Raw genomic sequence first — 14,331 nt, 5'->3', positions numbered from 1 at the left:
CCGAAGGCCGATGCGGCCTGGTATCTCCATGAGCTCACGGCCGGTCTGGATCTGTCGTTCTTCGTGATGTTCTCGTCGGCTGCCGGTGTCCTGGGATCCGCGGGCCAGGCCAACTACGCCGCGGCGAACGCCTTCCTGGACGCCCTGGCCGTCGTACGCCGTGCCCAGGGCCTGCCCGCCACCTCCCTCGCCTGGGGCCCCTGGGCCGACAGCGGGATGCTCCGGCTCGACGCGGCCGACATCGAGAAGATGAGCCGCAGCGGCATCGCGCCGTTCACGCACTCACAAGGTCTGGAGCTCTTCGACGCGTCGTTCCGCGTTGACGAGGCGGTCCTCGCCCCGGTCCGCCTGAACCTGGCGGCCTTCCGCAAGGCGCCCGTGGTCCCGTCCCTGTTGCGTGGTCTGATCCGTACGACGCACCGTCGTGCGGCCCGGGCCGGCAGTGGTCAGTCCTCCGCGTTCGTGCAGCGCCTGCTGGCCCTCGGTACCGACGAGCGTGTCCGGCTGATCCTGGACACCGTACGGAACGAGGTCGCGGCCGTGCTCGGCCACACCTCCGGCGACGCCGTCCCCGCCGAACGCGCCTTCACCGAGCTGGGCTTCGACTCCCTCACCGCCGTCGAACTCCGCAACCGCCTCAACACCGTCACCGGCCTGCGCCTGCCCGCCACCCTCGTCTTCGACTACCCCTCCGCCGGACAGCTCGCCGACCACCTCGCCGACGAACTCACCGGCGAAACCACCACCACGACCACGACCACCACGACCACCGCCGCCGACGACGAACCCATCGCCATCGTCGGCATGGCCTGCCGCTACCCCGGCAACATCACCTCCCCCGAAGACCTCTGGAACCTCGTCGCCACCGCCACCGACGGCATCTCCGCCTTCCCCACCGACCGCGGCTGGGACCTGGAGCGGCTTCTCGATACGGACGCCGACCAGCAGGAACTCGCTCTGGAGGGCGGTTTCCTGCACAACGCGGGGCTCTTCGACCCGGCGTTCTTCGGGATCTCGCCGCGCGAGGCCCTGGCGATGGACCCCCAGCAGCGACTGTTGCTGGAGACCTCCTGGGAGGCCATGGAGCAGGCCGGGATCGACCCGGCCTCCGTGCGCGGCAGCCGTACCGGCGTCTTCGCCGGACTGATGTACCACGACTACGCAACGTCGCCCAGCTCCGTGCCCGAGGGCGTCGAGGCGTTCCTGGGCATCGGGAACACCGGCAGCGTCGTGACCGGCCGTATCGCCTACACCCTGGGCCTGGAGGGCCCGGCGGTGACGGTGGACACCGCCTGCTCGTCGTCGCTGGTCGCCCTGCACCTCGCCGCCCAGGCGCTGCGCTCGGGCGAGTGCGAGATGGCGCTGGCCGGCGGTGTGACCGTCATGGCCACGCCCACCGCCTTCCTCGACTTCCAGCGCCAGGGCGGTCTCGCCGCCGACGGGCGCTGCAAGTCCTTCTCCGACGACGCGGACGGCACCGGCTGGTCCGAGGGCGTCGGCATGCTCCTCGTCGAGCGGCTCTCCGATGCCCGCCGCAAGGGCCACCAGGTCCTGGCGGTCGTACGCGGCGTGGCGGTGAACCAGGACGGCGCGTCCAACGGCCTGACCGCCCCGAACGGCCCGTCGCAGCAGCGGGTCATCCGCCAGGCCCTGGCCAACGCCAAGGTCTCCGCCGACCAGGTCGACATCGTCGAGGCCCACGGCACCGGCACGACACTCGGCGACCCGATCGAAGCCCAGGCGCTGCTGGCCACATACGGGCAGGACCGCCCGGAGGACCGACCGCTCTGGCTCGGCTCGCTCAAGTCCAACCTCGGCCACACCCAGGCCGCCGCCGGCGTCGCAGGCATCATCAAGATGATCATGGCCATGCGCCACGGCATCATGCCGCAAACGCTGAACGTCGGCCGCCCGTCCACGAAGGTGGACTGGGAATCGGGTGCGATCGAACTGCTCACCGAGGCCCGCGAGTGGCCGCAGCAGGGCAACCGTCCGCGCCGGGCCGCTGTCTCTTCCTTCGGCGTGAGCGGCACCAACGCCCACGTGATCATCGAGCAGCCGCAGGCCGAGCCCGAGCGGGCCGAGCCCCTGGCCGCCGCGCTGCCGACGGTGCCGTGGGTGCTGTCGGCCAAGTCGGAGGAGGCGCTGGCCGGTCAGGCGGAGCGCCTGCTGGCCCGGATCGGCGAGGACACCGACACGTCGCCGCTCGACGTGGCCTGGTCCCTGGCGGCAACACGTTCACGCTTCGAGCACCGGGCCGCGGTGGTGGCCGACGACCGCGAGGGACTCCTGCGGGGGCTCACGGTCCTGGCTTCCGGCGGTACCGCGGCGGGCGTCGTCCGTGGCGCTGTGCAGGGTGGCCGTTCGGCGTTCCTGTTCTCGGGTCAGGGTTCGCAGCGGGCCGGGATGGGCCAGGAGCTGTACGAGGCGTATCCGGTGTTCGCGGATGCGTTCGATGCGGTGTGTGCGGAGCTTGACCGTCATCTCGATCGGCCGGTCAGGGACGTGGTGTTCGGCGGGTCGGAGCTGATCGACCAGACCGTGTACACGCAGGCGGGGCTGTTCGCGATCGAGGTCGCCCTGTTCCGGCTGCTGGAGCACTGGGGGGTGACCCCCGACTACCTCCTCGGGCACTCGATCGGTGAACTGGCCGCCGCGCACGTCGCGGGCGTCTGGTCCCTGGAGGACGCGGCGGCGTTGGTCGCCGCCCGGGGCCTTCTGATGCAGGCCCTGCCCACGGGTGGGGCGATGGTCGCCATCCAGGCCACCGAGGCGGAGGTCCTGCCGCTGCTCACCGACGGTGTCTCCATCGCCGCCCTGAACGGCCCGGACTCCGTGGTGATTTCGGGCGACGAGGATGCCGTACTCGCCATCGCGTCGGGCTTCGGGAAGACGAAGCGGCTCCGCGTCAGCCACGCGTTCCACTCGCCGCGCATGGAACCCATGCTGGCCGAGTTCAAGACGGTGGCCGAGGGGCTGACATTCCAGGCTCCGAAGCTGCCCATCGTCTCCAACCTGACCGGTGAAATTGCCGGTGAGGAACTGCTGACGGCCGACTACTGGGTGGACCACGTCCGCCAGGCTGTTCGCTTCCTCGACGGCGTCCGCCACCTCGAAACCCAGGGCGTCACCACCTACCTCGAACTCGGCCCCGGCGGAGTCCTCTCCGCCATGGGCCAGGACTGCATCAGCGACGAGGACGCTGCCTTCGTACCCGCCCTGCGCAAGAACCGCACCGAACCCGACGCCCTCATCACCGCCCTCGCCGAACTCCACGTCCGAGGCACCCGCATCGACTGGGCCGCGTACTACGCCAACACCGGCGCCCAACGAGTCGACCTCCCCACCTACGCCTTCCAGCACAAGCACTACTGGCCCGAGGTGTCCTTCGGCAGCCCGGAAGGGCAGCAGGGCGCGGGCAGCAGCAGCGCCGATGCCAGTGCCGTCGATGCCGCGTTCTGGCAGGCCGTGGACCGGGCGGACCTGACCGCGCTCACCGAGACGCTCGACCTCGGGGGCGACGACGCGCGGGTCTCCGCGCTCGGCGACGTACTGCCCCTGCTCTCCACCTGGCACCAGGAGAGCCGCGAGCGTTCGGCCGCCGACTCCTGGCGCTACAAGATCGTGTGGCGGCCGCTCACCGAGCTGACCGTGCCCGCCCTCACCGGCACCTGGCTCCTCGCCGTCCCCGCTTCGGGCGCCGACGAGGAACTGGTGCGGGCCTGCGCGGACGCGCTCACCGGGCATGGAGCGGTGGTCGAACTCCTGCGGCCGGCGGACGAGCCGGACCTCGCCGCCCGTCTTCGTGCGGCGGCGGCCGGGCAGCAGCTCGGCGGTGTGCTGTCCCTGCTGGCCATGGACGAGCGCCCGCACAGTGGGCATGCGGTGCTCCCGACGGGGCTCACCGAGGCACTTGCCCTGGTCAGGGCGATGGCCGAGGCGGAGTCGACCGCGCCGCTGTGGTCGGTCACCCGGTCCGCCGTCGCGGTGGGCGAGACCGATGGACCCGCACGGCCCGTCCAGGCCCAGATGTGGGGTCTCGGCCGGGTCGTGGCCCTCGAACACGCCACGTTCTGGGGCGGACTCGTCGACCTGCCCGAGACGCCCGACCCGGGCGCCCTCGACCGGATGGCCTCCGTGCTGGCGCAGCGTACGGCCGCCGCCGGAACGCCGCGCGGCGGGGTCGAGGACCAGGTGGCCGTACGGGCCTCCGGGGTCTTCACCCGACGCCTCGTCCCCGCCTCCACCGCGGGCGTGAAGGCGCGCCGTCAGTGGCGGCCCACCGACACCGTGATCGTCACCGGAGGTACCGGGGCCATCGGCGGGCACGTCGCCCGCTGGCTCGCGGCGAACGACGCCGAGCACATCGTCCTGACCAGTCGAAGCGGTGAAAAGGCCACCGGTGCACAGGAGTTGAAGGCCGAGCTGGAGGCCACCGGCAGCAGGGTCACCGTCGCGGCCTGCGATGTGGCCGACCGGGACTCCGTCAAGGCGTTGCTGGACGGGCTCGCGGCGGACGGGTGCCACGTACGTACGGTGCTGCACGCTGCCGGTGTCGGCCTGCTCGCCCCGCTGACCGAATGCGGTCCGGAAGCGGCAGCCTACGTCGCGAACGGCAAGGTCTCCGGAGCCCGTCACTTCGACGAACTCCTCGACCCGGCCGGGCTCGACGCGGTGGTGTACTTCACCTCCGTCGCCGGTGTCTGGGGCGTGGGCGACCACGGTGTGTACGCCGCCGCCAACGCCTACCTCGACGCGCTCGCCCAGCAGAGCCGGGCCCGCGGGGTGCCCGCCACGGCCGTGGCCTGGGGCCCCTGGGACGAAGGCGGAATGGCCGCCGGCGCCGACGAGAACAAGGGGGAGGGCGCGCTGACCCGGCACGGTGTGCTGGCGCTGCGGCCCGAACTCGCCATGATCGCCCTGCAGGAGGCGCTCGACCACGAGGACGCCGCGGTGGTCCTCGCGGACATGGACTGGGAACGGTTCGCACCGGTCTTCACCATGAGCGGCGACCGCCCCCTCATCGGGGAGATCCCGCAGGTCAAGAAGGCCAACGAGCAGCAGGCGGCGGTGGCGTCCGAGGCTTCGGGCTCGGCTCCCGCCCTGCGGGCGAAGCTCGCCGAGCTGCCCGAGAGCGAGCAGGACCAGCTGGTTCTGGACCTGGTACGGGAACACACCGCAGGAGTCCTCGGCCACGCGTCGGCCCAGGACATCGAGGCCCGCCGCGCCTTCCAGGACCTCGGATTCGACTCGCTGACCGCAGTCGAACTGCGCAACCGGCTCGGCGCGGCCACCGGTCTCAAGCTTCCGGCGACCATGGTCTTCGACCACCCGACGCCGGTCGCTCTCGCGGCCCTCCTCAAGGCCGAGATCCTGCCGGCCGCCGCGGAACAGGTCCTTCCGGCGGTGGACGAACTCGACCGTCTGGAGCAGGCACTCGCCGCCCGCGACAGCGACGACATCGGCCGGGTCAGGGTTGTCATGCGGCTCGAAGCCCTGCTCTCGAAGCTCAGCCAGGACCGGCGTACGGACGAATCGGCGGCCGATCGGGACGGCGCTGTGGCGGGACTCGAATCTGCCACTAACGACGAGCTGTTCGATCTGATCGACAGGGACCTCGGGCTCTCCTGACCACACCGGACCTCACCCTCCGACCCCGGCAGCACGCACTCATTTTTAGTTAGAACCCGACGGGAGCGACGTTTCGATGGCGGATGAAGAGAAGCTGCGGGAATACCTGACCCGTGTGGTTGCGGAGCTGCAGCAGACCCGCCAGCACCTGCGCAACGTCGAGTCCCAGGAAGCGGAGCCGATCGCGATCGTCTCCATGAGCTGCCGCTACCCGGGGGCCGTCAACACGCCCGAGGACCTGTGGGACCTGGTGTCCTCGGGCGGCGACGCCATCTCCGGACTGCCGGCCGACCGCGGCTGGAACATCGAGGACCTGTACGACCCCGACCCCTCCGCCGCGGGCAAGATCTACGCCCTCGAAGGCGGCTTCCTGCACGACGCGGGCGAGTTCGACCCGGCGTTCTTCGGGATCTCGCCGCGCGAGGCCCTGGCGATGGACCCGCAGCAGCGGCTCCTGCTGGAGACCTCCTGGGAGGCGCTGGAGCGGGCCGGCATCGACCCGACGACCGTCGGCGGCAGCGCCACCGGCGTGTTCGTCGGCGCGGCGGGCCAGGGTTACGGCGGCGACCTGAGCGGGGCCGCGGGCTCCGAGGGCTACATCCTCACCGGCACCGTCACGTCCGTGCTGTCCGGACGCATCTCGTACACCCTCGGCCTCGAAGGCCCGGCTGTCACGCTCGACACCGCGTGCTCCTCCTCCCTGGTCGCCCTGCACCTGGCCGCCCAGGCGCTGCGCAACGGCGAGTGCGCCATGGCACTGGCGGGTGGCGCCTCGATCATGCCGAGCCCCGCCGGGCTCATGGAGTTCAGCCGTCAGCAGGGCCTCGCGCGCGACGGCCGCTGCAAGGCGTTCGCCGACTCCGCCGACGGCATGGGCATGGCCGAGGGCGTCGGCATGCTGCTGCTGGAGCGCCTTTCGGACGCCCGCCGCAACGGCCACGACGTCCTCGCCGTCATCCGTGGCTCCGCCATCAACCAGGACGGTGCCTCGAACGGCCTCACCGCCCCCAACGGCCCGGCCCAGCAGCGCGTGATCCGCCAGGCCCTCGCCAACGCGAAGATCTCGGCCGACCGGGTCGACGTGGTCGAGGCGCACGGCACCGGCACCTCGCTGGGCGACCCGATCGAGGCCCAGGCCCTGCTGGCCACCTACGGCCAGGAGCGGCCGACCGGACGGCCGCTGCTGCTCGGTTCGGTGAAGTCGAACATCGGCCACACGCAGGCCGCCGCCGGTGTCGCCGGGGTCATGAAGATGGTCCTGGCCATGCGGCACGGCGTGCTGCCCAAGAGCCTGCACATCGACGAGCCGTCCACACACGTCGACTGGAGCGCGGGAGCCGTCGAGCTCGTCACCGAGCACAGGGAGTGGCCCGAGACGGGCGCCCCGCGCTGTGCCGGTGTCTCTTCCTTCGGTATCAGCGGCACCAACGCCCACGTGATCCTGGAGCAGGAGCCCGCCGCTGAGGCCCCGGAGGTTTCGGGGGATGCGGGTGCTTCGGGCCCGGTGGTCGGGTTGTCGGCGGTGCCGTGGGTGCTGTCGGCGAAGTCGCCGCGGGCTCTGGAGGCTCAGGCGGGTCGTCTGCTGGCCCGGGTCCGTGATGATGCCGGTCTTTCGGTGGCTGATCTGGGGTATTCGCTGGCGTTGACCCGGTCGCGTTTCGAGTACCGGGCCGGTGTGGTGGCCGGTGGGCACGCGGAGTTCGTGGCTGCGCTGGAGGCGATCGCCGCGGGTGGTCCGGCTCCTGGTGTGGTGCGGGGGGTTGCGGCGGACTCCGAGGTGCGTCCGGTGTTCGTGTTCCCGGGTCAGGGTGCGCAGTGGGCAGGCATGGCGGTGGGGCTGTTGGAGTCCTCGCCGGTGTTCGCGGCGCGGATGGCCGAGTGTGCGGCGGCGCTTGAGCCGTACGTGGCCTGGTCGTTGCTGGATGTGGTGCGGGGCGTGGAAGGTGCGCCCGGCTTCGACCGGGTGGATGTCGTGCAGCCGGTGCTGTGGGCCGTGATGGTTTCGCTGGCGGAGGTGTGGCGTTCGTACGGTGTCGAGCCGGCGGCCGTGATCGGTCACTCGCAGGGCGAGATCGCCGCTGCGGCGGTCGCGGGCATTCTGTCGCTGGACGACGCGGCGAAGGTGGTGGCGCTGCGCAGCCGGGCGATCATCGCGCTCGCGGGGCGTGGTGGCATGGTGTCGGTCGCCCAGTCGGCGTCCTGGGTGCGGGAGAAGATCACTACCTGGGACGGCCGGATCTCCATCGCCGCCGTCAACGGGCCTTCGTCCGTGGTGGTTTCGGGTGACCCGGAGGCTCTGGACGAGCTGGTCACCGACTGCCTGGCCAACGAGATCCGCGCCCGCAAGGTGGACGTGGACTACGCCTCGCACTCCGCCCACGTCGAGGAGATCGAGGCCGAGCTGGCGAAGCTGCTCGCGGGCATCACCCCGCAGACCGGCGGCACGACCCTCTACTCCTCCCTCACCGGCGGACTGCTCGGCGGTACGGAGATGGGCTCGGGTTACTGGTACAACAACCTCCGCGAGACCGTCGAGTTCGAGCAGGCCACCCGCACCGCCCTCACCGACGGGCACTCGGTCTTCATCGAGGTCAGCCCCCACCCCGTCCTCTCCCTCGGCCTCCAGGGCACCATCGGAGACTCGGACACGGACGCGGTGACCCTCGGTACCCTCCGTCGCGACGAGGGCGGACTCGACCGCTTCCTGACCTCTCTCACCGAAGCGCACTGCCACGGCACCACCGTCGACTGGGCGGCCGTCTTCGCGAACACCGGCGCCACCCGCACCACCCTCCCCACCTACCCCTTCCAGCGCACCCGCTACTGGCCCGAGTCCCCGGCCGTCGTGCTCGGCGAGACGGCCGCCCCGGACGACGCCGCCTTCTGGGAGGCCGTCGAGCAGGGCAATCTCGAAGTCCTCGTCGGTGCCTTGGAGCCCGCCGAAGCCGAGCCGTTGCGCGCAGCGCTTCCCGCGCTCGTCAGCTGGCGCCGGCAGCGCCGTGAGAACTCCACCATCGACTCGTGGCGCTACCGAGTCGCCTGGAAGCCCGTCGCCACGCCTCTCGACGCCACCCTGTCGGGGCGCTGGCTGCTCGTCGTACCGGAGAACCCGGACGACACCGGGAACACCCTGGCCCGGACCCTCACCGCAGCCCTGGCCCGGCACGGCGCCGAGGCCGTTCCCACCACCCTCGCCGAACTCGCCGACACGGAAGACCTCTCGGAAGCCGAGGGCGTCCTCTCCCTCCTGGCACTGGACACCGCGCCGCACCCGGGCCACCCGGGCGTGACCACCGGCCTGGCGGGCACGGTCGCACTCATCCGCGCCCTGGCCGACGCCGGGGCGACCGCGCCGCTGTGGGCCGTCACCCGGGGTGCGGTCTCCGTCGGCGCCTCCGACCGCAAGGTCGACCCCGCACAGAGCGCAGTCTGGGGCCTGGGCCGGGTCGCCGGACTCGAACTCCCCGAGGGCTGGGGCGGACTCGTCGACCTGCCCGCCGACCTGGACGACCGCGGCGCCTCCCGCCTCGCCGGTCTGATCGCGGACGGCGACGAGGACCAGATCGCCCTCCGCGATTCGGGCGCACACGCCTGCCGGCTGACCCGGGCCCCGCTCGGCAGCCGCCCCGGCACCCGCGACTGGACCCCGCGCGGCACCGTACTGATCACCGGCGGCACCGGTGCCATCGCCTCGCACGTCGCCCGCCACCTGGCCGGGACCGGCGCCGAGCACCTCGTACTGACCAGCCGCCGCGGCCTGGAAGCCCCCGGCGCGCCCGAGCTGCGCGACGAACTCACCGCCCTGGGCGCCCGGGTGACCGTCGCCGCCTGCGACGTCGCCGACCACGACAGCCTGCGGACCCTGATCGACGGGCTCCGCGCGGCGGGCGAGACGATCACCGCCGTCCTGCACGCCGCAGGCGTCGACCGAACCGGTGAACTCCTCACCCTCGATGCCGCCCAGCTCCACGAGGTCCTGGCCGCCAAGACCCTCGGTGCCGCGTACCTCGACGACATCTTCGACGACGGATCGCTCGACGCCTTCGTCCTCTTCTCCTCCAACTCCGGTGTCTGGGGCAGCGGCGGCCACGCCGCCTACGCCGCCTCCAACGCCTACCTCGACGGCCTAGCCCTCAGCCGCCGCGCCCGCGGCCTCACCGCCACCTCCATCGCCTGGGGCGCCTGGGACGGCGGTGGCATGTCCGGCGGCGAAGCCGGCGAGCAGCTCGCCCGCCGCGGTCTCGCCGCCATGCCCACCGGCCTCGCCATCGCGGCCCTGCGCCAGTCCGTCGAGCACGACGAAACCTGCGTGAGCATCGCCGACATGGACTGGGAGCGCTTCGCCCCCGTCTACGCCCTGTCCCGGTCGCGCCCGCTCATCGGCGACATCCCCGAGGCGGCACGCGCCCTCGTCGCCAAGGACGAGGCAGCGCCCGGCACCGACCAGGACGGCTCGGCGCTCCGCACCCGGCTCCGCGGGCTCCCCGCCGCCGAACAGGAGCAGCAGCTCCTCGACCTCGTGCGCGGCGAGGCCGCGTCCGTACTCGGCCACCGGAGCACGGACGCGGTCCAGCCCGGCCGCGCCTTCAAGGAGCTCGGCTTCGACTCGCTGACCGCCGTCGAACTCCGCAACCGGCTCACCGAAGCCACCGGCCTCAAGCTGCCCACCACCCTCGTCTTCGACCACCCGAACGCCACCCGGATCGCCGAGCTGCTGCGCATCGAACTCCTCGGCATCGAGAGCGCCGCCCCGACCGTCGTCCGCGCGGCCTGGTCCGAGGACGACGAGCAGATCGCCATCGTCGGGATGAGCTGCCGCTTCCCCGGCGGGATCGGCTCTCCCGAGGACCTGTGGCGGATCGTGTCCTCCGGCACCGACACCATGAGCCCCTTCCCCGCGAACCGCGGCTGGGACATGGACGTCGTGTACGACCCGGACGGCCGCCCCGGCACCTCGTACATCGACGAGGGCGGATTCGTCGTCGACGCGGGCGAGTTCGACCCGGGCTTCTTCGGGATCTCGCCGCGCGAGGCCCTGGCGATGGACCCGCAGCAGCGACTGCTCCTCGAAGCCTCCTGGGAGGCCTTCGAGCGGGCCGGCATCGACCCCGAGACCCTGCGCGGCAGCCTGACCGGTGTCTACGCAGGCACCAACGGTCAGGACTACGCACCGCTCCTGATGGCCTCCGCCGAGGCCGCCGACACCACCCTCACCAGCAACGCGGCCAGTGTGCTGTCCGGCCGCATCTCCTACACCCTGGGCCTGGAGGGCCCGGCGGCGACCATCGACACCGGCTGCTCCTCCTCGCTGGTGGCCCTGCACCTGGCGGCCCAGGCGCTGCGCAAGGGTGAGTGCGACCTGGCGCTCGCGGGCGGTGTGACCGTCATGTCGACGCCGATGTCGTTCACCGAGTTCAGCCGCCAGCAGGGCCTCGCCTCCGACGGCCGCTGCAAGTCCTTCGCGGACGCCGCCGACGGCACCGGCTGGGGCGAGGGTGTGGGCATGCTGCTCGTCGAGCGGCTCTCGGACGCCCACCGCAACGGCCACGAGGTCCTTGCGATCGTCCGCGGTTCGGCGATCAACCAGGACGGTGCGTCGAACGGTCTGACCGCCCCCAACGGCCCCTCCCAGCAGCGGGTCATCCGCCAGGCCCTGGCCGGCTCCGGCTTGAACTCCGCCGACATCGACGTCGTGGAGGCCCACGGCACCGGCACCCGGCTCGGTGACCCGATCGAGGCCCAGGCGCTGATCAACACCTACGGCCGGGAACGCGCCGAGGACCGGCCCCTGTGGCTCGGCTCGGTGAAGTCGAACCTCGGCCACACCCAGGCCGCGGCGGGCGTCGCGGGCGTCATCAAGATGGTCATGGCCATGCGCCACGGCGTACTCCCGAAGACCCTCCACGTGGACCGGCCCTCCACGAAGGTGGACTGGCAGGCGGGCGCGGTCGAGCTGCTGACCGAGGCCCAGGACTGGCCGGCCTCGGCCGAGCGACTGCGCCGTGCCGCCGTCTCGTCGTTCGGTGTGAGCGGCACCAACACCCACGTCATCCTGGAAGAGCCGCAGCCCGGACCCGATTCGGCCGGGGCTGATAAGTCCCTTCTGCCGGTGGTGCCTTGGATTCTCTCGGCCAAGTCGGAGACCTCCCTCGCAGGGCAGGCCGAACGCCTGCTGGCGCGGATACGGGAGAACGCGGACCTGTCGCCGCTCGACATCGGCTACTCCCTCGCCCTGACACGCACCGCCTTCGACCGCCGGGCGGCGGTCGTGGCCGGTGACACCGAGTACGTACTGCGCCAGTTGGAAGCGATCGCGGACGGCACGGTGCGGGGTGTCGTGGGCTCCGGTCGTTCGGCGTTCCTGTTCTCGGGTCAGGGTTCGCAGCGGGCCGGGATGGGCCGCGAGCTGTACGAGGCGTACCCGGTGTTCGCGGACGCGTTCGACGCGGTCTGCGCCGAACTCGACCGGCATCTCGATCAGCCGGTCAGGGAGGTGGTGTTCGGTGGGTCGGAGCTGATCGACCAGACCGTGTACACGCAGGCGGGGTTGTTCGCGGTCGAGGTGGCGTTGTTCCGGCTGCTGGAGCACTGGGGCGTGACCCCGGACTTCCTCCTCGGGCACTCGATCGGTGAGCTGGCTGCCGCGCATGTCGCGGGTGTCTGGTCCCTGGAGGACGCGGCGGCGTTGGTCGCCGCGCGGGGCCGTCTGATGCAGGCCCTGCCCACCGGTGGGGCGATGGTCGCCATCCAGGCCACGGAGGCGGAGGTGCTGCCGCTGCTCACCGACGGTGTCTCCATCGCCGCCCTGAACGGCCCGGACTCCGTCGTCATCTCCGGCGACGAGGATGCCGTACTCGCCATCGCATCCGGCTTCGGGAAGACGAAGCGGCTGCGCGTCAGCCACGCGTTCCACTCGCCGCGCATGGAACCCATGCTGGCCGAGTTCAAGACGGTGGCCGAGGGGCTGACATTCCAGGCTCCGAGGCTACCGATCGTCTCCAACCTGACCGGTGAAATTGCCGGTGAGGAACTGCTGACGGCCGACTACTGGGTGGACCACGTCCGCCGGGCGGTCCGCTTCCTCGACGGGATGCGCCACCTGGAGTCCCAGGGCGTCACGACATACGTGGAGCTGGGCCCCGGCGGAGTCCTCTCCGCCATGGGCCAGGACTGCGTCACCGAGGACGCCGCCTTCGTACCGGCCCTGCGCAAGGACCGCACCGAGACCGAGGCACTGACCTTCGCCGTAGCCGAACTGCATGTCCGGGGCATGGCTGTCGACTGGGCGACGTACTACGCGAACACCGGCGCCCGGCGCGTCGACCTGCCCACCTACGCCTTCCAGAACGAGCACTACTGGCCCAAGAACTTCAACCGCACCGGCGACCTCGCCGGTGTCGGCCTCAGCACCTCCGAGCACCCGCTGCTCGTGGGCTCGGTCGCGCTCGCGGGCGAGGACGTCTCCCTCTTCACCAGCCGTCTCTCGCTGGACTCGCACCCGTGGCTCGCCGATCACGCGGTGCTGGGGTCGGTGCTGCTGCCCGGTACCGCCTTCGTCGAACTCGCGCTGCACGCGGGTGACCGCGTCGGCTGTGGAGTGCTGGAGGAACTGACACTGCAGGCCCCGTTGGTGCTGGCCGAGCGCGGCGCCCGCATCCTGCAGATCGTCGTCGGTGCGGCCGAGGCCGACGGCCGTCGGCCGGTCACCGTTCGTTCGAGCTCTGCCGCAGACGGCGACGAGAACTGGATTCTGCACGCCTCCGGTGTCGTCGCCGAGGGCTCCGAGCGGGCCGGGGAGTCCGCCGCCGGACTCGTCGAATGGCCGCCGCGCGACGCGGAGGCCGTCTCGGTGGACGGCATGTACGAGTTCCTCGGCGAGCTCGGCTACGGCTACGGTCCGGCGTTCCAGGGCCTGCGAGCCGTGTGGCGCCGTGACGGAGAGCTGTTCGCCGAGGTCGAGCTGGCGGGGGAGGCCGGCGAGCAGGCGGCCAGGTTCGGTCTGCACCCGGCACTGCTGGACTCCGCACTGCACGCGATCGGCCTCAGCGGCGGTCTCTCCGGCATGGAGGGACCGGGCCTGCCCTTCGCCTGGACGGACGTCGAGCTGTTCGCCGTCGGATCACCGGTCCTGCGCGTGCGGATGACCGTGGGCGAAGGCGGCAAGGTCTCGCTGGATCTCGCCGACGGCACGGGCGCGCCCGTGGGCCGCGTCGGCTCGCTGGTGCTCCGGCCGGTCTCCGCACAGCAGTTGGACGGTGCCGCGCCCGCCGAGGGCGCCGACTCCCTCTTCCGCCTCGAATGGGTCCGGACGACCGCCCCGGCCCAGGTGCCGGACGGTGCTGCCGAGCCGGCCGTCCTCGTCCTGGACGACGCGGGCACGGACGTACGCGATCACCTCGCCCACGCACTGGCCCGGCTGCAGGAGTGGCTGGCCGCGGAGAGCGAGACGGATGCCCGCCTGGTCGTGGTGACCCGGGGCGCGGTGTCCGTGGACGCCACTGACGGTGATCTCGATCGGGGGCCCGTGTGGGGTCTCGTCCGGTCGGCCCAGTCCGAGAACCCGGGTCGGATCGTCCTGGTGGATGTCGATGCCGATGGTGCTGTCGATGCCGATGGTGCTGTCGGTGTCGGTGGTGTGGCCGGGTTGGCCGGGTTGGCTGGTTTGGTTGGGTTGGGTGAGCCGCAGGTTGTGGTGCGTGA

2 protein-coding genes are annotated in these 14,331 nt (G+C 71.8%); both read left to right on the top strand.

Going from position 1 to position 14,331, the window contains the following annotated elements:
* Window positions 1–5,631: type I polyketide synthase (locus tag ACFVH0_RS39790; RefSeq protein WP_385828314.1), on the top strand; the 5,631-nt coding region annotated here is incomplete at its 5' end.
* A 76-nt stretch (window positions 5,632–5,707) separates the two neighbouring features.
* Window positions 5,708–14,331 (top strand): type I polyketide synthase (locus ACFVH0_RS39785; RefSeq protein WP_385828313.1); only part of this gene is annotated, 8,624 nt, incomplete at its 3' end.

The sequence above is a fragment of the Streptomyces sp. NPDC127117 genome (assembly GCF_042677325.1).
GTDB lineage: Bacteria > Actinomycetota > Actinomycetes > Streptomycetales > Streptomycetaceae > Streptomyces.
The sequence above is the reverse complement of the archived record's forward strand: the minus strand, read 5'-3'. Positions and strand labels throughout refer to the sequence as shown.